Annotated in this window: 22 protein-coding genes; 9 read left to right on the top strand and 13 right to left on the bottom strand. The window is 67.2% G+C overall.

The annotated features are described in order from the left end of the window. Window positions 1-17 precede the first annotated feature (17 nt). The 10 genes from RMCN_RS20865 to RMCN_RS20820 form a co-directional block, all read right to left on the bottom strand. Window positions 18-1,967, bottom strand: a complete 1,950-nt coding sequence (locus RMCN_RS20865) for an alpha/beta hydrolase (protein ID WP_110765900.1) — start codon at window positions 1,965-1,967, stop codon at window positions 18-20. A gap of 58 nt (window positions 1,968-2,025) precedes the next feature. Beyond that, window positions 2,026-4,266: a molybdopterin-dependent oxidoreductase gene (locus tag RMCN_RS20860; RefSeq protein WP_067393254.1), complete on the bottom strand. Its 2,241-nt coding sequence runs from the start codon at window positions 4,264-4,266 to the stop codon at window positions 2,026-2,028. Window positions 4,267-4,306: 40 nt separating this feature from the next. Then, on the bottom strand, window positions 4,307-5,386 hold the full coding sequence (locus RMCN_RS20855; RefSeq protein ID WP_064415484.1) for an ABC transporter ATP-binding protein: 1,080 nt from the start codon (window positions 5,384-5,386) through the stop codon (window positions 4,307-4,309). Between the two features lie 193 nt (window positions 5,387-5,579). Further along, window positions 5,580-5,972, bottom strand: a complete 393-nt coding sequence (rplL, locus tag RMCN_RS20850; protein WP_064345556.1) for a 50S ribosomal protein L7/L12 — start codon at window positions 5,970-5,972, stop codon at window positions 5,580-5,582. 98 nt (window positions 5,973-6,070) lie between these two features. Next, window positions 6,071-6,604: a 50S ribosomal protein L10 gene (gene rplJ / locus RMCN_RS20845; RefSeq protein ID WP_064345555.1), complete on the bottom strand. Its 534-nt coding sequence runs from the start codon at window positions 6,602-6,604 to the stop codon at window positions 6,071-6,073. Between the two features lie 337 nt (window positions 6,605-6,941). Further along, window positions 6,942-7,379, bottom strand: coding sequence for an anthrone oxygenase family protein (locus RMCN_RS20840; RefSeq protein WP_067393250.1), 438 nt, complete (start codon window positions 7,377-7,379; stop codon window positions 6,942-6,944). A 136-nt stretch (window positions 7,380-7,515) separates the two neighbouring features. Further along, window positions 7,516-8,442, bottom strand: a complete 927-nt coding sequence (locus RMCN_RS20835) for an ROK family protein (RefSeq protein ID WP_067393248.1) — start codon at window positions 8,440-8,442, stop codon at window positions 7,516-7,518. After that, entirely contained in the window at window positions 8,442-9,008 is a 567-nt protein-coding gene (locus RMCN_RS20830; protein ID WP_067393245.1) for a DUF7158 domain-containing protein, read from the bottom strand. Before RMCN_RS20830 ends, RMCN_RS20835 begins: the two co-directional genes overlap by 1 nt. Next, complete coding sequence (locus RMCN_RS20825) at window positions 9,005-13,180, bottom strand: glycoside hydrolase family 38 N-terminal domain-containing protein (protein ID WP_067393242.1); 4,176 nt, start codon at window positions 13,178-13,180, stop codon at window positions 9,005-9,007. Before RMCN_RS20825 ends, RMCN_RS20830 begins: the two co-directional genes overlap by 4 nt. Window positions 13,181-13,222: 42 nt before the next feature. Then, entirely contained in the window at window positions 13,223-13,990 is a 768-nt protein-coding gene (locus tag RMCN_RS20820; RefSeq protein WP_067393290.1) for an endonuclease/exonuclease/phosphatase family protein, read from the bottom strand. A gap of 60 nt (window positions 13,991-14,050) precedes the next feature. Between RMCN_RS20820 and RMCN_RS20815 the strand changes: the two genes are divergently transcribed. After that, window positions 14,051-14,602 (top strand): nucleotidyltransferase family protein, encoded by a 552-nt coding sequence (locus RMCN_RS20815; protein WP_110765899.1) that lies wholly within the window; start codon window positions 14,051-14,053, stop codon window positions 14,600-14,602. Here the strand turns inward: RMCN_RS20815 and RMCN_RS20810 are convergent. Then, window positions 14,592-15,545 (bottom strand): helix-turn-helix transcriptional regulator, encoded by a 954-nt coding sequence (locus tag RMCN_RS20810; RefSeq protein ID WP_067393237.1) that lies wholly within the window; start codon window positions 15,543-15,545, stop codon window positions 14,592-14,594. The genes RMCN_RS20815 and RMCN_RS20810 overlap by 11 nt on opposite strands. Before the next feature lie 61 nt (window positions 15,546-15,606). Between RMCN_RS20810 and RMCN_RS20805 the strand changes: the two genes are divergently transcribed. Beyond that, window positions 15,607-16,137, top strand: a complete 531-nt coding sequence (locus tag RMCN_RS20805; RefSeq protein WP_067393234.1) for a DinB family protein — start codon at window positions 15,607-15,609, stop codon at window positions 16,135-16,137. Between the two features lie 2 nt (window positions 16,138-16,139). After that, window positions 16,140-16,742, top strand: coding sequence for a DinB family protein (locus tag RMCN_RS20800; RefSeq protein WP_067393231.1), 603 nt, complete (start codon window positions 16,140-16,142; stop codon window positions 16,740-16,742). Here the strand turns inward: RMCN_RS20800 and RMCN_RS20795 are convergent. Then, the gene (locus RMCN_RS20795; protein ID WP_067393228.1) at window positions 16,737-17,087 is read right to left on the bottom strand and encodes a hypothetical protein; all 351 of its coding nucleotides are present in this window, start codon (window positions 17,085-17,087) and stop codon (window positions 16,737-16,739) included. The two genes, RMCN_RS20800 and RMCN_RS20795, sit on opposite strands and share 6 nt — an antisense overlap. A 191-nt stretch (window positions 17,088-17,278) precedes the next feature. Continuing rightward, window positions 17,279-17,875, bottom strand: coding sequence for a TetR/AcrR family transcriptional regulator (locus RMCN_RS20790; protein ID WP_067393288.1), 597 nt, complete (start codon window positions 17,873-17,875; stop codon window positions 17,279-17,281). 102 nt (window positions 17,876-17,977) lie between these two features. On the opposite strand from RMCN_RS20790, the gene RMCN_RS20785 reads away from it, so the two are divergent. The 6 genes from RMCN_RS20785 to RMCN_RS20760 all read left to right on the top strand — a co-directional run bounded on the left by RMCN_RS20785 (window position 17,978) and on the right by RMCN_RS20760 (window position 23,821). Continuing rightward, window positions 17,978-18,976 (top strand): oxygenase MpaB family protein, encoded by a 999-nt coding sequence (locus RMCN_RS20785; protein ID WP_067393285.1) that lies wholly within the window; start codon window positions 17,978-17,980, stop codon window positions 18,974-18,976. Between the two features lie 151 nt (window positions 18,977-19,127). Then, a complete protein-coding gene (locus RMCN_RS20780) occupies window positions 19,128-20,495 on the top strand; it encodes an ABC1 kinase family protein (protein ID WP_067393225.1) in 1,368 nt (455 codons plus the stop codon). Continuing rightward, window positions 20,496-21,428 (top strand): alpha/beta fold hydrolase, encoded by a 933-nt coding sequence (locus tag RMCN_RS20775; RefSeq protein WP_067393222.1) that lies wholly within the window; start codon window positions 20,496-20,498, stop codon window positions 21,426-21,428. A gap of 123 nt (window positions 21,429-21,551) precedes the next feature. Next, window positions 21,552-22,421, top strand: a complete 870-nt coding sequence (locus RMCN_RS20770; RefSeq protein WP_067393219.1) for a cyclopropane mycolic acid synthase family methyltransferase — start codon at window positions 21,552-21,554, stop codon at window positions 22,419-22,421. Between the two features lie 143 nt (window positions 22,422-22,564). Further along, window positions 22,565-23,461 (top strand): cyclopropane mycolic acid synthase family methyltransferase, encoded by an 897-nt coding sequence (locus RMCN_RS20765; RefSeq protein ID WP_064415470.1) that lies wholly within the window; start codon window positions 22,565-22,567, stop codon window positions 23,459-23,461. A 60-nt stretch (window positions 23,462-23,521) separates the two neighbouring features. Beyond that, on the top strand, window positions 23,522-23,821 hold the full coding sequence (locus tag RMCN_RS20760) for a hypothetical protein (protein ID WP_067393216.1): 300 nt from the start codon (window positions 23,522-23,524) through the stop codon (window positions 23,819-23,821). Window positions 23,822-23,954: the final 133 nt, after the last annotated feature.

Genomic DNA, 23,954 nt, shown 5'->3' with positions numbered 1-23,954 from the left:
TGTTGTGGAGTTTTGCGTCAGGCGGCGATCGCGTTGCTGCAGTGTCCGGACCCGGCCGAGCCGACCGATTCGCGCACACACACCGGGTCCATGGAGAACAACCCGTCGGCCAACGGCATGAACGGCTTCAGGAAGTTCAGCAGGTACGGCTTGGTCAACGTATTGGGCAGTGCGACGACGGTGGCCTGCCCGGCCGGGGTGTCGAAGCGGAACTGCTCGCCGCGCTCGAGGTAGATACCCGTCTTCCGGTCACCGGCGAACATGTCGTTGACCCAGCCGACCATCAGTATCTGCGCGGCGGCGGCGTTCTCGGGCCGCGAGAAGCCGGCCACCAGCTCCTGGGCGAACTGGATGAGCGGATTGCCGCCCCGCATGGCGTCGACGTGTGAGCCGTTGACCAATGTGACGCCGATGAACCCGGTCGGTCGCGCGGCGGCCAGAGCGTCGAGGCCGGCGCCGAAGTTGTTCCACATGTAGACCGGTGCGGCGAGCTGGTAGATCGGGATGTCGACGGGGACCTTCCTCAGCGATTCCGTCATCCGCGCCGGGTCGCCCAGCGCCACGCCGTCGAGCAGCACGACCCCGGCCAGCCTGTCGATGCGCTCGTCGTCGGCCAGGTAGCCGGCGATCCCCGACACCGCGCCGCCGCCGAGCGAGTGGCCCATCAGCACGACGCGGTCGGGGATGTCCCCTGCGTACCCGGCGGCTCGCGCACTGTCCTCCAGCGCGGTGTTTCCGTCGTCGAACAGTCCCGCCATCGCCTCGTGCATCGGCGCCCCGCCGAGCCAGCATCCGTCGACGGCAAAGAAGTTGGAGCTGATCGACGGTGCGACCACGATGCTCTGGGTCCGCTCGGCCAACGCGGCGGCGGTGTGGCTGTACCACGGGGCGCTGGCCAAAAAGCCGTGCTGCAGGTAGATCAGGCGCTCGGGCGGCTCGCCGGTCGCCGTCTCCGGGATGTACCAGTCCGCGGGCACCTCTTTGCCTTCACCTTCTGCGCAGGCGCAGTCGATCCGCAGCGTCGACGAGCGCACGGTGACCGTGCTGTTGGGCGGCAGGATCGGTGGGCCGCCCAGCAGTCGGGTTGCGACGGCGTACAGGTCGAACACGATCGTGCCGATCACCCGCAGGATGAGGGGGACCTGGGGGGCGGTCGCAGTGGTCACCGCCGGTGGCACCGACGCGAAGGCCACCGCCTGGACACCGACTTCCTCGACGTCCTCGACGACGCCGGCGACCGGCTGTTCGAGGACCACCGCCATGCGTTGCTCAGGGGGGTCGCCGGTGTCGCCTGTCTCCGAGACGAGCGCGGCCTTCTTCTCGGTCCGGTGCGGCTCGGTCCGGTCGGTGGCGTCGTTGTCCGAGGTGACCGTGGGGACGTTCGCAGAGACCCGGGCCGCCCCCTGCTGGACCGTGTGGTCACGGTCCGAGTCGGGCTTCGCGACGACCTCCTCGATCACCTCGGCGTCGGTCACGGGCTGTTCGACCACGGCGTCGACGACCGGTTGCTCGACCACGGCGTCGGTGCCCGCGGCGTCGTCGGTGGTTCGGGTGTCGGCGGTCTTGTCGTCCTTTGCCTGATCTGTTGCGGCGTCGGCGGCGTCCGTCGGGCTCGAAGCGGGCTTTTTCCGTTCCTCGCCACGGTCGGTATCGCTGGTGGCCTCGGAACCCTTCGCGTCCTTCGTGTCGTCGGGAGCCTTCGCGCCGACGCGGGTGCGCGGGGCGTCGCCGCTCGTGCGGGTGGTGCGCGCGTTCGAGGACCGGCCACCGGCCGTGACCGAGGACTCACCGGCGACCGAATCCTTCGGACTGTCAGCGGAATTCGACGACTCCGAGGCCGTGGACCCACCGCCATCTGACGACGAACCGTCGTCGGCGATCGCCGCACCCGCACCGGCGAGCACTGCGGCCGACAGTCCCGCGGTGACGACACCCGCTCTCACCCAGATCAGAAACCGGTCGACCATGACCTCTCCCGCTCGACGACGGGAGAAAGATAACGGGTTTGCTGGCCGCGAACCGGCCTTATCCGAAAGTTTGCGCCCGCTCGGGTTGCGGGGCCACCGACGCGACCCGCTCGACGCGCACCGGGACACCAGTGAGCCGGGCCATCCCGGCCAGGCTCTCGATCTCGGCCGGATCGCTGGACATCAATCGGTTGACGTTCGCGCCGCCGGCGTCGTTGGCGATTCGCCATCCCGCCGTGCCCTTGTGTCCCCAACCGTGTGGGACCGCGATCACGCCGACGACGATGTCCTTGGTGGCGATGACCGGAATCTCGATCTGGCCATGTCGCGAGGTGATCCGCACGGTGTCACCGTCGGCGATGTCGGCGGCGGCCGCGTCGTCGACGTGCATGAGTGCCCGGTGCGAACGCTCACCGCGCATCAGAAGCGGCGAGTTGTGCATCCACGAGTTCTCCGACCGCGCCTCGCGCATGCCGATCAGCCGCATCGGATAGTCGTCGGCGACGCGGCGGCGCGACAGCTTGTCGACTTCGGCGGCGACCTCGTCGTGACGCAGACGCACCCGGCCACCGCGGTAGACGACGATGTCGCCCAGCACACCGGCCCGCAGATGGTTCGCCAGCACCGTGCCGTGCGGATGGTTGGCGGTGAGTTTCGAGAAGCTCAAGCCGCGTCGCAGGCCGAACCGGTCGCCGCCCGCGGCCAACCGGATCACCGCATCGGCGAGCATCCGCGGGCTGAGTCGGACCCCGAACGCGGACAATGCCTTTCGCACACCGGCGAGCACCGCCAGGCCGGGCGTCGCCCGCCACATCCTGGCCGTGAGGTCGTCGATGATCTCCCACTCCGCGCGGGCCTGGCCCACCGGCGCGACAACGGCCTCGGTGGCTTGCCGGAACGGCGTGGGTTGCAGCGTCTGGAACGGCAGCGGAAAGTCGTCGCGTTCGTACATCGACGTGGCGGGCAGTACGTAGTCGCAGTGCGCCAGCGTCTCGTTGAGATAGAGGTCGATGCCGACCGACAACTCGAGAGACTCCAACGCGGTCTCGAGTTCGTCGCCGTTGGGCACGGAAAGCACGGGGTTGCCCGCGCCGACGAACAGCGCCCTGACCTGCCCGCGTCCCGGCGTGGTGATCTCCTTGGCCATCACGCCCGCGGGTTCGGAACCGAGGACGGAGGGAAACCCGCCGATGCGCGACCGTTTGCGCGTGTAGACGGCGCGCAGCAGTGCGCCGCCGGCCTTGTTCAGCCACCGCTCCCCAGGGATACCGAGCCGGCCGAACATGCTGCCGCCGGGCACATCAAGGTTCCCTGCCACCAGGTTGACGGCGTCGAGCAGGTAAGTCGTCAGCGTTCCGTTTTCGCCGACGCTGGTGCCGACGCGACCGTAGACCGCCGCCCGTTCGGTTCCGGCCAAGTCGCGGGCCAGGGCGCGGACGGTCTCGGGGTCGATCCCGGTGCGCGCCTCGGTGACCTCGGGGCTGAACGGTGTGGCCAGCCGCTCGAGCCAGGCCGCGCCGTCGGCCCGCTCTGCGAGCCCTCGGCGGTCGGCCAGGTTCTCACCGAACATCACATGCAGCAGGGACAGCAGCAGGTAGGCGTCGCCGTCGGGGACGATGCCCAGCCACTCGAACTGCGCTGCGGTCTCGGTCCTGCGCGGGTCGATGACCAGCACGCGGCCACCGCGCGTGACGATGTCGTGCATGCGATCCCGAATCCGCGGCGCGGTGAGCACGCTGCCGTGCGAGACGACCGGGTTGGCGCCGATGACCACCAGTAAGTCCGTCCGCAGCAGGTCGGGTATCGGGAGTGCGAGCGGCGACCCGTAGAGCAACTGGCTGGCGACGAAGCGGTTGTTGACGTCCTGCGAGCCGGCGGTGAACACGTGCAGGCCGCGGCCGGGACCGCCGAGGAGCCCGAGCCCGAATCCGCCCATCAGCATGTTGAGGGCCAGAGTGTACGAGTAGCTGAACGCGCCCGGGTTACCGAAATACCAGCCGGTTGCGCCCGCACCGTGCATGCGGTGGATGACGGAGAGTCGGGCGGCGATGTCGGTCATCGCCTCGTCCCAGCCGACGGGTTCGAACCCGGAACGAGTGCGTCGCAGCGGCGTGGTCACCCGGTCGGGGTCGTTGACCACCTCGGTGAAGGCGATGCCCTTCTGGCAGGCGAATCCCGATGAGAGCGGATGGTCCTTGTCGGGGCGCAGCTCAACCAGTCGGCCGTCTTCGACGGTCGCGATCATGCCGCACAGCGGCTCGCAGATCCGGCAGAACGTCGTCCGGTGCTCGCGCGTCATCTCTCAGCGCGAGCGCTCGTCGACGTTCACATCGGGCGGCCTACTGCTGCGCGCGCGGGATGGCGCCGGTCGGTGCTTCTTCGTCGACCGTGGTGTGCCGAGCCGTCGTGGCATCCGGGAAGGCGCTGCCCGCATGGGTGTTCGAGCCTTCGAGGTCGGCGCGGATGGCTTCCTGAGCCTTGGGCGGCAGGGTGTGCATGATCTCGCGCACCCGGGCCTGCCGGCGGTAGACGGCCTGGCGCTCCGGCATACCGGGCGTCGCCTGGATCTGCGGCGGCACACCCTCGATCTCCTCGACACCACCGTCATGGTGACCGGCGTCGATCATGGCCTGCTCCTCGGCCATCGTCGACTCGTCCTTCTCCTCGGACATACCGATCGGACCGATACGCCGACCGTTGAGGAACTGCCGCACCACCGGCTCGTCACTGGTCAACAGCACCTCGCGCGGACCGAACATCACCAGGTGCTTGCGGAACAGCATGCCCATGTTGTCGGGCACCGTCCGGGCGATGTTGATGTTGTGCGTCACGATCAGGATCGTGCAGTCGATCTGGGCGTTGATGTCGATCAACAATTGGCTCAGGTACGCGGTACGGACCGGGTCCAGACCCGAGTCCGGCTCGTCGCAGAGGATGATCTGCGGATCGAGCACCAGGGAGCGGGCCAGGCCGGCACGCTTGCGCATACCACCGGAGATCTCGCCGGGGAACTTGTTCTCGTCACCGGCCAGACCCACCAGCTCGAGCTTCTCCATGACGATCTGGCGGATTTCGCTTTCCTTCTTCTTGGTGTGCTCACGCAAGGGGAAAGCGGTGTTGTCGTACAGGCTCATCGAGCCGAACAGCGCGCCGTCCTGGAACATCACACCGAACAGCGTGCGGATCTCGTAGAGCTCCTTGGCGGTGCACTGAATCACGTCGGTGCCGTCGACGATGATCTTGCCGCGCTCGGGGCGCAGCAGCCCGATCAGCGACTTCAAGAACACGGATTTACCCGTACCGGAGGGGCCGAGCAGAACGCTCACCTCACCCGGCGGCAGGTCGAATGTGACGTCCTCCCAGATTCGCTGGGGGCCGAAGGACTTGGTCAGTCCCTCAATCTGGATACCAATGCCCACGCGAGATCCTTCCGCCAATAATCGTCACGCCACAGGCCTCACCGCTTGTGGCTTGAGTCACTGTAGCCTACCGCTCCTGGCCACAACACGAGTCTGGGGTTGATTGTGACCCATCGAGAAAACGACTGTGGGGCCGACCCGCTTTGCTGGATCGACCCCACAGTTGTGGTACTGCCGGCACGCTGGCGCGGTGCTACTTGACGGTGACCGTCGCGCCCGCGGCCTCGAGCTTGGCCTTGGCGTCGTCGGCGGCAGCCTTGTCGACCTTCTCGAGCAGCGGCTTGGGAGCGCCGTCGACGAGGTCCTTGGCCTCCTTGAGACCCAGGCCCGAGACGATCTCGCGGACGACCTTGATGACGCCGATCTTCTTGTCGCCGGCACCCTCGAGGATGACGTCGAACTCAGACTGCTCCTCGGCGGCCTCGGCGGGCGCACCACCGGCGGCGGGGCCGGCAGCCGCGACGGCGACCGGGGCAGCGGCGGTGACCTCGAAGGTCTCCTCGAACTTCTTGACGAACTCGGAGAGCTCCAGCAGCGTCAGTTCCTTGAACGCGTCGAGCAGCTCGTCGGTGGACAGCTTGGCCATGAGTGGTCCTTTCTGATTCTTACTTTCAGTGCGATTTGTGGCGTGTTACCGGCGGTCAGCGCCGGTGCGGCTCCACAAACCGCGGGGATGGTGGGTGGTTATGCGGCTTCTTCGCCTTCGCCGGCCTTCTTCTCTTGCAGAGCGGCGGCCAGCCGTGCGACCTGCGACGCCGGAGCGTTGAACAGACCGGCGGCCTTGGACAGGTTCGCCTTCATCGCGCCGGCCATCTTGGCCAGCAGCACCTCGCGCGACTCCAGATCGGCGATGCGCTCGACCTCGGACACGCTCAGCGGGCGGCCGTCCATGTAGCCGCCCTTGATGACGAGGGCCTTGTTGTCCTTGGCGAACTTCTTGATCGCCTTAGCGGCGTCGACGGCCTCGCCCTTGACGAACGCGATCGCGGTGGGGCCGACGAACAACTCGTCGAGCCCCTCGATGCCCGCCTCCGCCGCGGCACGCTTGACCAGCGTGTTCTTGGCGACTGTGTAGGTGGCGGAATCACCGAGCGAACGGCGCAGGTCCTTGAGGTTGGCCACCGTCAGCCCGCGGTACTCGGTGACGAGCGTCGCCGAAGCCTCCTTGAACTGCTCGGCGATGTCGGCAACCGCGGTGGCCTTGTCAGCCTTGGCCATGCATGCCTCCTCGTGGATGGGAACCGCGGGCCGAGTAAGGGTTGCGGGGCCGGAAACGACGAACGCCCCGACGCAGACAGGTCGGGGCGCGCAACAGCTGTAGCCTCGTCCTCCTGCGTGGGCCGCCCGGGTGGTCCGGGACCTTCAACCGATTGCTCGGTGACCGACGGTCTTCGGTGGAACGCCGTCGAGAATAGCCGACCACCTGCTCATCAGCCAAAACGCACCCGATCCACGCGAATCCCTTTCCGCGCGACCGTGCGCGTCTGCCCACGACACACCGCAATTTTCCAGCAGCTCGCGCACCCTCACCCGGACGCGGGCGTGCGCAAACCGCCTAAACCCCCGCCACCGCGACGACCGCCAGCCCGAACACCACGACAAGTAAGGCCACCCGACGCCAATGCAGCCGATCCCACTGCCGCGCCAACCCGCGGTCGACGTCGGCACCGGAGGACCAGCGCCCGATGCGGTTGTTGATCGGCACCATCAACGCCACGGTCGCCACCACCGCCAGCGCCATGGTCAGGGCCGCGGTGATGAACAGCCAATCCGTCCGCAACAGCACGGCCGCCGCGATCAGAACGACAAGCGCCGCGGCGTACCAGAACGGCATCACCTTTCCCAGTACCCGCCCGCTGTCGCTGCGAGCCTGTGCAAACGCTTCGTCGGGCAGCCGGCCCAGCACCGGGTTGAGGAACACTGCGACCGCGAGTTCGACCCCGACCAACGGTCCGACGATCAGCAGGGCCAGCACGTGCACAATTGCGTCCATACCTCGACCGTGCCCATCACGCTGACACAAAACAAGGCACTGACACATTCGGCAGCTTGGGAGAGCCTGCGCGACTGGGGCCGAAAGACATGGGCCGCACGCACTCCAGGCAGGCACAGGAGGACACGCAACCGGCTCAGGTCAGCCGTCCCCCCGTGTGCTCGCGTAGCAGGGCGGCCGCCCCGACCAGGCCGGCGTCGCCGCCGAGTTCGGCCGGCACCACTTCGACGCCGCGGATGAAGTCCAGCCCGGCGTGGGACGCGAGCGCTTCCCGCACGGGGTCGAACAGCAGCGCCCCCGACTTGGCCACGCCACCGCCGATCACAACCCGGTCCAGGTCGCAGACGGCGCCGACCGACGCGATCATCGCCCCCACCGCCGCCGCACCGCGGCGAAACGCGCTCAGCGCCACCGCGTCTCCGGCATTGGCGGCATCGGCGAGTTCCTTGGCGTCGGCATCGGCGGGGGCCACCCACCCGTGCTCGCGGGCCCACTGCGCCATGCGCGGGCCACCGGCGATGGTTTCGACGCAGCCGCGCCCGCCACACGTGCATGGCGCGCCGTTCGGGTCGACGACGAGGTGCCCGACGTGGCCCGCGTTGCCGGTCCGGCCGTCGTAGGGGGCGCCGTCGAGCACCAGGCCTCCGCCGACACCGGTCGAGACCACCATCCCGAGCAGGAAGTCGGCGCCGCGTCCGGCGCCGCGCCAGTGCTCCCCCATCGCCATGCACAGGCCGTCGCCGGCAAGTCGCACCGGTGCGCCGACGGTCATCGCCACCCGCTCGACGATCGGAAACCGTTGCCACGAGCCGATGTTGATCGGACTGACGGTGCCCGCCGACAGATCGATCGGTCCGGCCGAGGCGATCCCGGCGCCGCGGACCCGTCCGTCGGCGGTGGCCAAGGCCTCGGTGAGCAGCGAATCCGCGACGGCCCAGATCGTTTCCGCATCACCGTCCGGTGTCGGCAATGTGGCTCTGTGCACCAGCGTGCCCGCATCGTCGACGAGACCGACGGCGATCTTCGTGCCGCCGATGTCGAGCGCGAGAACGAGGTCGGCCATCAGTGCCGGTGGGTGTTGTCGGGCTGACGGGGATCCCCGGGATGTTCATAGCCCGGGGCGAGCTGGACCACCGCCGCACAGCGGGCGTCCAGCCAGAGCCGGAAGGCCCGGCGCCGCGCGGCGGCACGCAGGTGCGCCGCGGCCGAAGCTATATCGCTGAAGCGCAACGGGTTTCGCTCCCGGTACGCGGCCACCTCGTCGTCGGTGACGTCGGTACCGGCCGTCACCTCGGCGAACACCGCGCGGGCCAACGGGTCGGCGAGCACCGAAGCAGCCACGCTGCCGATCTCCATCCGCACGGTCATGTCCGGCAGCACCTCGGCCTCGGCCGGCGCGTCATCGACGTTCACTCCGCGTGCCGCGGCCTCGGTCGTCACGACGCGCTCGGCAACCAGGAGCTGGGTCAGCCAACGCCGCAGCTGTCGACCTTCGCTGGTGCCGGGGCGCGGCAGCGAGGACGCGATCGGTGAGGCGCGCAGGGTGGCTTCGCGAGCATCGACCTCGTCGACCGACACCGGCACACCGTCCACGGTAGCCGCGACGCCGGCCCACCCGGAATCGTTCACCGCACCGTCACCTTCACCGCGGGTGAATAGACGAGGTGTCCGGCGGCGGCCAATCGGATGAGCGCCCACCACTCACCCGGTTCGACCCACTCCGGCGGGGCGACCTCGAAGTCGATCTCAGTCGTGCCGCGAGCGCTCAGCTCGACACCGGATACCGCCGGGCCCAACCATTCCCATGTACCCCACGGGCTGATCAGGTGTGCCTCGACCGCGACGTCGGCGCACGCGTCGGTGCCGACGGTGACCCCGATACGGGCCGTGTCACCTGCCACCACGTCGACCGGCTCCGGTCCAGCGACGAGGCGCAACAGGGCGTCGTCCGGAAGCGCGTCGACCGCGACGACACACACGTCCTCGACCACCTGGCGCCACGATGGCGGGATCGAAACGTGCGCACCGGTCAACGCGAGTTCGGCACGTATGGGATACAGCCCGGGTGACACGGCATTCGACGGGGTTACGTTCACGGTGGTGTCCACGTATTCGCCGGGCGGCAGCATGAACGGCAACACATCGGGTTCTGCCGCCCAACCATCCGGACACAGCAGCCGCACCCGGCCGTGCAGAATCTCGTCGCAACAATCGCTGGCCACGGTGAGACGAAGCTGCAGCGCCGAACCCGATGACACCACGTGTTGCGGGTGCAGATGGGCGACGGCGGGCAGGCCGCCGAGCGGGGCCGGACCGCGGTTGTGCAGCCAGTACCTGGCATACAGCGGCTGGGCCTGCTCCGCCTCCGGTGCGAGCGCGGCATGATCGGCCTGTAGAACCTGCGGCAGATTGAACCGGGCCAGAACGGTGGCGACCTCGAAACCGTGCAACGACAGGCCTTCGGGCGTCACCTCCTGCACCCGCGGTTGCTCGAGCAGATCCACCCGGACCGCGGCGGACACCCGGCGCAACCCCGAAGTGACCGTGACTTCGGTTGTGCTGCCGGTGGTTTCGACCAACCTCATCGCGACGCCGTCAGAAGGGTGGACCGGTCGCGCGCTACCGCTCGCGAGCGGGTTGCCCGCGGCCTTGAGCGCGGCCAGCCGCACCGAGCCCGTCGGCTGAATCTCCAACAGCGAACCCGACGGCGGCAGACCGCCCACCGCGCCCCACTTCTCGGTCACCGCCAGGAGCGGATTCGAGAACTCGATGCTGCGAGCCGGAACACCGGCCCGGCGCCAGTCACCGTCCCCGCAGACCAGCGCGTAGTCGAACGTGTGTGTCCAGTGCTGCAGTTGGAAGTTGGACCCGTCCGGCGCGGTGCGTCGCGGCGGATCGATCCACGTGCCCGAGGGCCAACCGGTGCATGACCGCATCAACGAAAGGTTCAGCGTTCCATCCGATTCGACGGCGAACCCGGGCACGCCGCGGTTGAGCAGTGCGACCGTCCGGTCTTCGAACGGTTCGATATCGGCCGGCGCGGCCTGCTCGACGATGATCTCCCAACCGCGCAGGTCGTCGACAACACCCTGCACCACATGGTCCAGGGCCGACCCGGCCAGAATCAGCACCGGCAGCGCGCGCACATCGCGCAGATCCGCGCTCGGCACCCACGCCGCTTCCAGGCGACGGGCCGCCGGTACCCATACCCTGGCCGCGCCGGTCGCGTCGAGCTGTCGCTTCACCTCTTCGGCGTACGACGAATCGGCGGCATCGAGAACTGTTGCGGTGAAGCGGTTCTGGTCTGAGCCACCGAGTGCGATCCGCACATCCGGAAGGTTGGAGTCGACGGTGAGATCGCCGTAGCGCGGCCTGTCGGAGCCGCTGCATGTCGCGGTGACACCTGCGCGCGCGAGCGCGACCATCAACGGCCGCACCATCGCGGCTTCGTCTTCGGTCGGGGTGATCACCTCGGCAACCGAGACCGCCCGACACTCCTTGCCGACCCGGATCCGCATCGTCGACGACAGTCCGAACCAGCCGTATGCGGGGTTGTCCAGCGTCCACGGATGCGTCGCGGCGTCGATCGCCGTGTCCCGGCCGCGTTCGTGCAGCAGCGCGAACCCGCGTCCGATCACCGCGTCACCGACCTCGCTGACCGGCATCGCCCCGGGAACCGGACACGGCCAGCGCAACCGCAACAGCCGGTCGGCGCCGGTGAATTCGTTGATCGTGGTTCGGCAGTCGACGCGCGCCACACCGTGCCACAGGGTCAGAACCTGCGTGTAGCGCAGCACATCGGCAACGGCGCCGTCGATCACCAGACGCTCTCCGAGCACACCTCGGTAAGCCTGCACCGTGGCAGGCGATGACGAGGAGCCGATGACTGGGCCCTTGGGCAGAAGGTGCCATGGCCCCTCTCCCGCCTCGGGATGCGCGGGGTACTCGTCGTACACCACCAACTCGTTGCCGACCCGGCCGGGAGCGATCAAGGACCGGCCCGAACCACATTCGACCAACGACTCGACCGCACCGCCCCGTGACGGATCGACCCGCAGCCGGTAATGGTCGTTGCCGATCTCGTTCCCGCTCACCGGTTTCCAGCCCGCCGCCGAGCCCTCCGACCGCTCGATTCGGTAGGACTGCCACCCCACCGAAGGCACGTCACCGGCGAGCCAGGTGACCGTTCGTCCGCCGTGCTCGACGTGAGCGGGTATATCCTCACCCGCGGAGCCGACAACCCGCACCGCTCCGACGGCCTGCGGGATGCGGGCGGTGACGACGTCGGTGCGCTTCTGCGCGACGGGATTCCACACGACGACCGATTCGTCGACCGCCCCCGACAACACGGCCAGCGCATGGTCGCGGGCGGTCCTGCCCAGCTCCCATGCGTCTCGCCAGCTTGTCAGCAGGTCGAGGTACACCTGGTCGGATTCCGAGCCGGTGATCGCATCGTGGTGCGCACCGTAGGCCAATTGGACCCACGCCTTGGCCAGAGCGGCCTGAGGATAGGTCGCACCACCGAGAAGCCCGGCGAAAACCGCGAACTTCTCGGCGTCGAGCACGACGTCCTCGGCCGCCCGGTTGGCCTGCTTGGTATCGATGTAGGAGACGTCTTTGCCGGTGTAGATCGGGTTCATGTCCCGGGTCTGCGGTGACGCCTCGACACCGCGCTCGGCCAGTTCGGCGCGGACCGCGGCGAAGAACTCCTTGGGCACCGCACAGATGAACCGCGGCCAGGTGTATCGGGCGTTCCAGTCCCGGTGAATCTCGGTGACCCACTTGTTCGGTGGCGTGTAGTCGGTGCCCACCGGCAGGAGGACGTTGCGAGTCAACGCCACCTTCTTCAGTGACGTGAACAGTCCATAGGTCTCGGCTTCGGCCGCCTCCAACGTCGGTGCCGAATCCATCCACCACCCGGCCGCGTAGTGCGCGGGCATGTAGTGCGTCAGCAGTCCGCGCCCGGACGGGGAGAGCCACTCGAATTCGCTGCTGAACTGCATACGCTGCGGGTCGCCGCCGCCGGCCATCGGGCCCCACTGATGGTGTGGGCCACGGGCCCACGAACTCGACGTCAGCCCGACGTCGGCGGCCATACCCGGAAACTGCGGGTCATGGCCGAACGCGTCGAGCTGCCAGGCTGTGGCCGGGTCGGCGCCGAGCACATCGCGCTGAAACCCGATGCCGTGCACGAAATTCCGGATGGTCGTCTCGGGACTGGTGAGGTTGGTATTCGGCTCGTTGTACGTTCCGCCCATGATCTCGACGCGACCCTCGGCGACGAAGCGGCGCAAATCGTCGCGGTCCTCGGGGTGGGTGTCCCAGAACGGTTTGAGGTAGTCGACCTCGGCCAACACGAACTTGTATTCCGGTTCCCGGCGGGCCATTTCGAGATGGGCGCTGACCAGATCGAAGCCGTTGGTCTGGCGGCACCGGCCCGGCGGGTCCTCGCTCCACACACTGGTGTACGCCGCCTGCGTGTTCCACCACACCGGGTCGTAGTGGAAATGGCTGATCATGTACATCGTCCAGCCGGGTTCGGCGACGGTGAACACGAACGGTGTGATGCCGTCGCCCGTGACGATCCGCGCCGGGCGCCGCTCACCGGGGACGGGGTCGGTGACCGTGACCGCCACCTCGACGCTGCCGTCGCCGGCCGCCGCTCGCGCGTGGCCCTCGAGCCCGTCACCGGCGACGCGCACCTCACCCGCGCCATCGGTATAGGTGACCCGCACGATCTGCGACGGCGCGTCCGCGGGCCCGACGAACAGATCCGTCGACTCCGCCGAAATGACCCGCACAGCCAAACCCTACGTGCGGTCACCCCCGCATCGCGGTGGAAATCAGGCTCGGGAGATGTCGACGACCAGGGCGCGGTGATCCGATATCGGAAGCGAAGGGGCGCAGCACCGCTCCACCCGCAGGCCGGGGTCGTCGGTGACGATGTGGTCGAGTTGGCGGTCGGGCCCGTCGGCCGGAAACGTCACTGCCGAGGCGAGCGGTCGCAGGCGGGTCCAGCGACGGATCGTTCGCGGCACCATGTTCAGATCGCCCATCAGCACTCGCGGCGACGGGAAGCCACGCAGGTCGCGCAGCAGCCGGCGCAACTGCACCCGATTCCACCCCGGCACGAACGACAGATGCGTGTTGGCGACGGTCAGTGGTCCCAGCGCAGTGTTCAACTGGCCGACCACCGCCGCCCGAGGCTCCTCGTTGACGATTTGCACCCGGTTCGGTCCCGGCAGATACATCGGAAAGGGCACCGGGATCCGCGGTAGGCGCAGCACCTGCCACGACTCGGCGGGGAATCGCGACAGCAGCGCGATGCCGTAGGCGGCGGTTCCTGGCTGCTCGTCGCCGGTGGCCGCCATCCAGGTGGCTCCGGGCGTTCCGGAGATCGCCGCCACGAACCGGTGGCTCACCGCACCCATCGCTTCGGCGGCGACCGCGGTCAGGTCGGCCATTCCCGAGCGCGGCTGGTCGAGGTCGACTTCCTGCAGGGCCAGGATGTCGGCGTCGAGTTCCCGGACGGCCTCCACGAGGCGGTCTCGGTGAACGAGCCCGTCGTGCACGCTGCGTCCGTGCAAGATGTTGAAGGTGGCCATCCGCATCTGCATGGGTACTAGCTACCCACAATGGCTGCTAGCCGATCAGCCGGCCCCAGGAGAGTAGTGCCCCAGAGAAACGATGATCTGCGCGACGCGCTCAAACGTGCCGCGTCGGCGTTGCGCGCACAGGGCCCCGATTTCGCCTTGGGCGGCAGCTATGCGCTGTGGGTGTTCGGCGGTCCAGAACCCGTGCACGACGTTGATTTCGTTGTCGCCGAGCCCGACACCGAGAAAGCCGCGGCGACGCTGGAGGAGGCGGGTTTCCGCGTCGAGCGCACACCGGAGGACTGGTTGTTCAAGGCATGCGTCGAGGACGACTTCGTCATCGACGTCCTGCACCGGCTCAACGGCGTTCCGGTCGACAAGGAGAGCATCCTGGCGGCCGAGGAGTACGACGTGCTCGCGGTCCGGATGCGTGTGCTGGCGCCGACCGAGGTCATGCGCGAGAAGCTGAACTCCCTCAACGAACACCATTGCGACTTCGGCGCACTGCTTCCCGCCGTGCGTGCGGTTCGCGAACAGCTGGACTGGGAGCAACTGCGCGCCGAGACCGCCGACAACCCGTTCGCCTCGGCGTTCCTGATGTTGGCCGACCGCTTGGGGCTCACCGGCTGACGCTTCGTCGCAGGCGTTTCCAGACCGCCTCCGCCGCGTGTATCACCTCCGGCGGTGAGAGCACCCGGAAATCGCATCCGACCGCCGCGAAGTAGAGCACCATGCGTTCGGGGTCGTCGGCGCCGGCCGTGACGACGCATGCGTCCGGACCGTCAGGCTCGACCATCGCCGAGGACGGCGAGAAATGCTGTGCGACAACGCTTTCCGGAGCACTGAAGTGAACGCGCGCGACGTAGCGGTACGGTGAGCTGCTGATCGACCGCCGCACGTACGCCGCCGCGTCGGGCGCCTCGCGCGGCACGAAGGTGCTGCCCTGCGCGCGCACGTCGTTCATCCGGTCGAGTCGCAGGCTGCGCCAGTCCTGCTTGTCGCGGTCGTAGGTCAGCAGGTACCAGCGCCGACCGGTGGTGACCAGCTGATAGGGCTCGACCCGACGCATGGTCGCATTGCCGCGGATGTCGACGTAGCCGGTCGCCACGTGCTCGTGGTCGCGGCAGGCCCGCGCGAGGGTCATCAGAACGTCGGGTTCGACCGTATCGGAGGTGGGCGCCATCAGCGTGACGGTCGAATCGTGCACCGCGGCCACCTGCGACCGCAGCTTGGACGGCATCACCTGATCGAGCTTGCTCAGCGCCCGCAGCGCCGATTCGCCGACGCCCGCCACGGTTCCGCCCGCGGCCAGGCGCAGGCACACCGCCATCGCGACGGCCTCATCGGGGTCGAGCAGCAACGGCGGCAACGCCGCACCGGCGCCGAGTTGATAACCGCCGCCGTGGCCCTTGCTGGCGTGGACCGGATACCCGAGGTCGCGCAGCCGTTCGACGTCGCGACGCACGCTGCGGGTCGTCACCCCCAACCGCTCGGCGAGCTCCTCACCCGTCCACACCCGCCGCGACTGCAGCAACCCCAACAGCTGCAGTATCCGGCTCGTCGTCTCCGACATGAATGCAGCCTGCCTCATTCAGAGGACCGAAACTGTCCTATAACCCTGTCAGAGTGATTCTATGCCGACGAAGATCTCTCACGAGCTGGCCGAGCAGGCCGACTTCCACTGGGCCAACTTCCTGCGCCCCCGGTTCGAGGGGCTCACCGACGACGAATACTTCTGGCAGCCGGTCCCCGACTGCTGGACCGTCCATCCGGACGGGTCGATCGACTTCGATTACCCCGAACCGACCCCGGCACCGTTCACGACGATCGCCTGGCGCCTCGCGCACGTCATCGTCGGAGTGTTCGCGATGCGCAACCACAGCCATTTCGGCGCCCCGTCCGCCGATTACCAGTCCTGGCAGTACGCCACCGACGCCGCGACGGCACTGCGGCAGCTCGACGCGCAGTACCAAACTTGGATCGCAGGTGTGCGCGGGTTGTCCGACGAGGATCTGAACCGACCGTGCGGGCCGGCAGAAGGTCCGTACGCCGAGTACCCGATCATCGCGCTCGTCCTGCACATCAACCGCGAGTTCATCCATCATGGCGCCGAAATCGCTTGCATTCGAGACCTGTACGCCCACACCGATCGAAAGGGAAAGTAACTATGCCAGGAATGCCGCCGCCCGGCGCAGACCAACGTCAGACGCTGGTGCACTTCCTCGCCTTCCAGCAGAACGCGTTCTTCTCGGTGGCGTACGGACTGACAGACGAGCAGGCACGGTCGACGCCGTCGGTCAGCACGCTGTCGATCGGCGGTTTGGTGAAACATGCCGCCGGTGTGCAAAAGGGCTGGACGGAGCGGATCGTCGCGGCGCCGCACTTCCCGCCGAAGGACGACCGTCCGATGGACGAGATCATGGCCGAGTACGCCGACCAGTACGTGATGCGCGACGACGAGACACTCGTCGGCCTGCTCGACACGCTGCGGGCACAGAACGAATTGACGCTGCAGGCCCTTCGTGAAGCCGATCTGTCGGCACCGGTTCCCATCCCGCACGAGGTGCCGTGGTTCCCGCACGACATCGACCACTGGGACGTCCGCTGGGTCGCGCTGCACCTGATCGAGGAGCTGTCCCGACACGCCGGCCACGCCGACATCATTCGCGAATCGATCGACGGCGCAACGATGTACGAGCTGATGGCCGCCAATGAGGAGTGGCCGGAGACGGACTTCGTCAAGCGGTGGCGTCCCACCGTGGCGTCATAGCTCGTCGCCGCACAGCCGGTTCCAGAAACTGTCGGACTCGTCGTCGGCCGCGAGCGCGGCGGCCTCCTCGCGCAGCGCCATCACACGCCGGTGGATGTAGTGCTCGGTGGAGCGCGGCATCGCGCCGGGGCCGTAGCGGCCGCGTCGGAGCCGCCGGACGCGGCCACGCCGAACCTCCCACCGCAGCGCGTCGGACACCGTTTTGGAGGGCCGCCCGTCGACCGTGAAGAAGTGGTGGTCGAGTAACCGGATCAACGCGTCGACGCTGGTCGCCCCATGCACCGCGAGATACATCGTCAACACGTGACGTAGCTCGGTGCCGCGCAACACTTTCCGTCGCGTCATACCTCGACGGTGGCATCGGCCACCGACACAAACCGCCGTCGTGGCCGGCCCTGTGGATAACCGGCGCCCTGCGGGAGTATGCGCCTCTCTGCCAGCCTCGGAGCGACAATGTCGCTCACCTACTATCGGCCGTCATCATTTCAGCGACAAAGTCGCTCAGAGGCTGGCAGAGAAACAGGTGGCACCCCGGCCTAGCGCAGCCACTGCCGCACGGCGTGCTCGACGACCGCGTCCAAATCGGTCCCGAGCCGGCCCGTCAGCCACTGCTGGGCCAGTTCTGCCATCGCGCCGGTGTACATCGCCGCACCCACCTGCGCCGCGATCGGATCAGAGTCCCGCTCCAGTCGCCAGCCCTCGGTGAGCACGCCTTCGCGCAACAGATCCTGCGTCGCCGCACGCCGAGCCGCCAGCACCGGATTCGATCGCGCATCGGTGAAAAGCACCCGGCCGCGGCGTGGATCCTCGGAGCTGAACCCGAGCACCGCCGCGATCCCGGCCCGGGTCCTGGCCCGCAGAGATTCGCTGGCCTGCGACATGGCCCCTTCGATCGCATCGGTCAGTTGGGCGCTCACCTCGTCGTAGACAGCCCCGAGGAGGTCATCGGTATCGGCGAAACTCTCATAGAAATACCGCGTGTTCAGCCCGCATTCACGGCACACCGACCGCACCGACAGGGCGGTCTCGCCGCCATCGCCGAACAGCCGGAAGGCGGCGTCGATCAGCTGCGCTCGGCGCTCGGCGCGGCGGTCCGTCAGCGGCACGCCCGCCCATCGGGTCGGACTGGACACCATCCCAGCGTAGGCGGCATCGCGCCAACTCTGGTCACATACGTGACCAAAATGTATTCTGGCTACAGCCGTGACCAGAGTTTGGACTTAGGAGCCGACGTGATTCTGCTGCCGCACCAGTTCCTCGGAGAGGCCCTCAACCAGCGCTTCGACAAGGACATCCGGCGCAACTACTTCCGCGGTATGGAGTTCGCGGCGCCGGTGGGCGACCCGGGCTGGTTCGGCCCCGGCAGCGCGGTCTGGCATGTGCACTCGCACATGCAGGCGCTGATCTTCGGTCTGCAGTGCGCGGCGTTCATGGAGCGGCTCGATCCGTCGATCTACTGGATGGGCATGCACCACTCACGGCTGGTCAAGCGCGACCCGAAAACAGGGGTCGCCGTTCCCGAGATCGACCCCAAAGGCGCGGCGGTACGCCTGGGCCACTCGATCGCGTTCTTCATCGGCACCGCCTACGGCTCAACCGAGACCGCCGAGCGCCTGGCCAAGGCCGTCCGCTCGATGCACCACACCATCAAGGGCACACGTCCTGACGGCGCCCGCTACGACGCCGACGACCCGGACTGGTTGCGATGGAACTACGCCACCGTGGTGTGGGGCCTGGCCACCGCGCACGAGCTCTACCATCCGAACCCGTTGCGCGGCAACAAGATCGACCGCTACTACCGCGAGTTCGTGCGGGTTGGCCACGCACTGGGCGGCACCGACCTGCCCGAGACCAAGGCCGAGGTCGCCGACTGCCTCGAGTCCTACCTACCGCGATTGGCCGTCACGCACGGCACGGCGCTCGCCACAGGACCGGGCCTGCCGCTGGCGCAGAGCGCGATCAACTGGGCCATCCGCGACACGATGCCGCGCTGGGCCAAGCAATTGATCCAGCACAAGGACCCCAACATCCTCGAGCGCACCGCGCGCCGGGCGACCGTCTGGTCGGTGATCAACGGGTTGCACCTCGCGCAGGGCCCGATACCGGAGTTCCGCCAGGCGCAGGACAGGGTGGCGTCGGGAACCGATGTACCGCACACGCTGCCGACGTACCGGTTGGGCGACGACCAGGTCCTCAGCCGCGACGAGGTCGAGCGCAGTTTCGCCGAGGCATGAAGACCGCCGCGAAACGGCATTCCAGCAGGAAAAGTACGGGTAACGGCCTGCTGGAATGCAATTTCGGCGCCACGGGGCCCCGTCGTAGTCCGATTGTGAGCCGGTGCACAGGTTTTTACGCGCCACCGCGGATTTTGAGACACTGGCTCCCATGAGTGCCACGCGAAAGACGCAGCACCGCGATGTAGCCAAACTGGACAGGGTCCCCCTGCCGATCGAGGCTGCCCGCGTCGGTGCCACGGGTTGGCAGATCACCCGAACCGGTGCGCGGGTCGTCTCCAAGATCGGCGGCCGCGGTTCGCTGCAGCAGAAGATCATCAAGCAGGTCCCGCAGGCCTTCGCCGACCTTGGACCCACCTACGTGAAGTTCGGCCAGATCATCGCCTCGAGCCCCGGCGCGTTCGGTGAGCCGCTGTCCAAGGAGTTCCGCAGCCTGCTCGACCGGGTTCCGCCTGCGGACCCCGAGGAGGTGCACAAGCTGTTCGTCGAGGACCTCGGTGACGAACCCGCGAACCTGTTCAAGGCCTTCGACGAGAAGCCGTTCGCATCCGCGTCGATCGCCCAGGTGCACTATGCGACGCTGCACAGCGGGGAAGAGGTCGTCGTCAAGATCCAACGGCCCGGCATCCGCAGGCGGGTCGCCGCGGATCTGCAGATCCTCAAGCGCGGGGCGCGGCTGGTCGAATTCGCCAAGCTGGGTCAGCGCCTGAGCGCTCAGGACGTCGTCGCCGACTTCGCCGACAACCTGGCCGAAGAGCTCGACTTCCGGCTCGAGGCGCAGTCGATGGACGCGTGGGTCGCGCACATGCACGCCTCGCCGCTGGGCAAGAACATCCGTGTGCCGCAGGTCTATTGGGACCTGACCAGCGAACGCGTGCTGACGATGGAACGCATCCAGGGCACCCGCATCGACGACGTGAAAGCCATCCGCGAGAAGGGTTTCGACGGAACCGAACTGGTCAAGGCCCTGCTGTTCAGCGTCTTCGAGGGCGGCCTGCGGCACGGCCTGTTCCACGGCGACCTGCATGCGGGAAACCTCTACGTCGACGACGACGGCAAGATCGTGTTCTTCGACTTCGGCATCATGGGCCGCATCGACCCGCGAACCCGTTGGCTGCTGCGGGAACTGGTGTACGCGCTGCTGGTCAAAAAGGACCACGCCGCTGCAGGCAAGATCGTCGTGTTGATGGGCGCCGTCGGCACCATGAAGCCCGAGGCGCAGGCGGCCAAGGACCTGGAAAAGTTCGCGACGCCGCTGACCATGTCGACGCTGGGCGACATGAGCTACGCCGAAATCGGCAAGCAACTGTCGACACTCGCCGAGGCCTACGACGTCAAGCTGCCGCGCGAACTGGTGCTGATCGGCAAACAGTTCCTCTACGTCGAACGCTACATGAAACTACTCGCGCCGAAGTGGCAGATGATGTCGGATCCGCAGCTGACCGGCTACTTCGCCAACTTCATGGTCGAGGTCAGCCGAGAGCATGACGCGGAACTCGACAGCGAGGTTCGGAACTGAATGCAGGTCCGAACCGGCATCGCCAAGTCGAAAGATGCCAAGTCGAAAGATGCCAAGTCCGGCGATCTCGACATCCATTACGAGGACATGGGCGACCCGAACGATCCGGCGGTGCTGCTCATCATGGGACTCGGCGCGCAGCTTGTGATGTGGCGCAGGGATTTCTGTGAGCGGCTCATCAACCAGGGCCTGCGAGTCATCCGATTCGACAATCGCGACGTCGGCCTCTCGTCCAAACTGCGCGGGCTGCATACCGACGCACCGCTGGTGCCGCGGATGCTGCGCTCGCTGCTCGGGCTGAGCAGCCCGGCCGCCTACACACTCGAAGACATGGCCGATGATGCGGCCGCCGTGCTGGACCATCTCAAGATCGAGCGCGCCCACATCGTCGGCGCGTCGATGGGCGGGATGATCGCCCAGGTGTTCGCCGCCCGGCACAAACCGCGCACCCAGTCGTTGGCGATCATCTTCTCGAGCAACAACCAAGCGCTGCTGCCGCCGCCGGGTCCGCGACAGCTGCTCGCAATCTTGCGCCGGCCCAAGGGCAACACGCGCGAGGCGGTCATCGAGAACGCCACCAGGGTCAGCAAGATCATCGGCAGCCCGGGTTTCCCCGCGTCCGAGGAGCGGCTGCGCGCCGACGCGATCGAGGACTACGACCGCTGCTACTACCCGGCCGGGATCGGCAGGCATTTCGCAGCGATCCTGGGCAGCGGCAGCCTGTTGCACTACGACCGCGAGATCACGGCGCCCACATTGGTGTTGCACGGCAAGGCCGACAAATTGATGCGACCGTCCGGCGGCCGAGCGATCGCCAAGGCCATCGAGGACGCCCGGCTGGTGCTGTTCGACGGCATGGGTCACGAACTGCCCGAGCCGCTGTGGGACGACATCATCGGTGAACTGAAATCCATTTTCGCCGCGTCTTTTTGACGTCGGCGCAAGTGTTCCACGAGTGGCCGGCCGGAACGGCTGCGCGTACATTCGTCCCGAGTGCTTCGGGCTTGAACTGTCACAGGCGACGCGAGCTCTGATTCCGCCCAGAAAGGCACCATCGTGGCCGCAACACGCAACTTGACACCGCACTTCGCCGACGTGCAGGCGCACTACGACCTCTCCGACGAGTTCTTCCGGCTCTGGCTGGATCCGACGCAGACCTACAGCTGCGCGTATTTCGAGCGCGACGACATGACGCTCGAGGAAGCTCAGCGCGCCAAGGTCGACCTCGCGTTGGGCAAATTGGGACTCGAGCCGGGGATGACGCTGCTCGACGTCGGATGCGGCTGGGGTTCGACGATGATGAGGGCGGTCGAGAAGTACGACGTCAACGTCGTCGGACTCACCTTGAGCGAGAACCAGCACGCCCACGTCGAGAAAGTCTTCGCGGCGTCCGACAGCCCGAGGTCCAAGCGGGTGCTGCTCCAGGGCTGGGAACAGTTCGACGAACCTGTTGACCGAATCGTGTCGATCGGCGCGTTCGAGCATTTCGGCAGGGACCGATGGGACGACTTCTTCGGCATGGCTCATCGCGTCCTACCCGATGACGGGGTGATGCTGCTGCACACCATCACCGCGCTCACGCTTCCGCAGATGGCCGAGAGGGGTATGCCGCTGACGTTCTCGGTGGCCCGGTTCGTGAAGTTCATCCTCACCGAGATCTTCCCGGGCGGCTATCTGCCGACCATCGAACTGGTCGGCGAGCACGCCGAAAAGGCCGGCTTCGAATTGATCCGGCGCCAGAGCCTGCAGCCTCACTATGCGCGCACCCTCGACTGCTGGACTGCGGCGCTGCAAACCCACGAGGACGAAGCGATCGCCCTCCAATCCCGGGAGATCTACGACCGCTACATGCACTACCTGACCGGCTGCGCGCACGGCTTCCGCGTCGGATACATCGACGTCAACCAGTTCACGCTCCAGAAATAGCCCCGGCCTCACAAATCGCCGCCCCCGTGGCGGCAAGCCGAATTAGGGTCTGGCAAGCGCCGAACGATATGGTGTCGACCAGATCATCGCGTGACGGCGTGCAGGCCCGCGTCACGCATTGGGAAAGGCCAAGCAGGGGAAATATGTCTGACAACTCAACCGGCACGAAGGACATGCGGCCTCATTTCGAGGACATCCAGGCGCACTACGACCTGTCGGACGACTTCTTCGGCGTGTTCCAGGATCCGACGCGCAAGTACAGCTGCGCATACTTCACAGGCCCGAATGTCACGCTGTCAGAGGCGCAGATCGCCAACGTCGACCAGCACCTCGACAAGCTGGACCTCAAACCCGGTATGACCCTGCTGGAGGTTGGCTGCGGGTGGGGCCTCACGCTGCAGCGTGCGATGGAGAAGTACGACGTCAACGTGATCGGGCTGACGTTGTCGAAGAACCAGCAGGCCTACTGCAACCAGCTGTTGAGCAAGCTGGACACCCAGCGCACCTACGACGTCCGGTTGGAGGGCTGGGAGCAGTTCCACTCCCCCGTCGACCGCATCGTCTCCATCGAGGCGTTCGAGCACTTCGGGTTCGAGCGCTACGACGACTTCTTCAAGACGTGCTTCGACATCCTGCCCGACGACGGCCGGATGACCATCCAGAGCAGCGTCGGCTATCACCCCTATGACCTGGCCGCACGCGGTAAGAAGCTGACCTTCGAGATGGCTCGCTTCATCAAGTTCATGATCACCGAGATCTTCCCGGGCGGCCGCCTTCCTACGACGCAGATGATGATCGAGCACGGCGAAAAGGCCGGCTTTCAGGTTCCCGAGGCCATCTCCCTGCGCAACCACTACATCAAGACGCTGGGCATCTGGGCCGACCGCCTCGAGCGCAACAAGGACGCCGCGATCGCGGCCGCCGGCGAAGAGAACTACGACCGCTACATGCGGTACCTCAAGGGCTGCCAGTGGTACTTCATCGACGAGGGCATCGACGTCAGCCTGGTCACCTATCTCAAGTCCGGCGCGGCCGCGTAGGGACAGAACGTAGGGAAATACCTGATTCGCCCGGTGTGAGGAATCGCTACCGTTCGACAGATGAGCGGGAGTCGGGAGTCCGCGTGTTACCTGGCGGAGTGGTACCTGCCCGAGTTGAGCGAGCAATCCGTCGAGGATCTCGTCGCGCGTCTTGACGCCGCGGCGGCCGCCGCCACGGGCGAGGGGACTCCCGTCGAGCTGTTGATCACCCTGGCCGTCCCCAGCGACGAGGTGCTCTACGGCGTCTTCGGCGCCGACTCCCGAGAGATCGTCTCCCGGACCTGTCTCGCGGCGGGTGCGCCGCACCAGCGGCTGTCCGCTCCGGTGGGCACCCGGATTCGCCCGCATAACCGCACATGACGTTGCCGAACCTCGCGCCCCGTCCCGGCTCCGCTCATTAAGCGCACCTCTTAGCTGCATCTCTTCGCCCTACCACTACTGCACTCATACGTCAGCGGGATATCCTCGATTTGCTGTCGATGGGGGGTGTGGG

This window comes from Mycolicibacterium novocastrense, from assembly GCF_001570485.1.
GTDB lineage: Bacteria > Actinomycetota > Actinomycetes > Mycobacteriales > Mycobacteriaceae > Mycobacterium > Mycobacterium novocastrense.
Note: the sequence above shows the minus strand (reverse complement) of the source record. Positions and strands in the feature narration are given on the sequence as shown.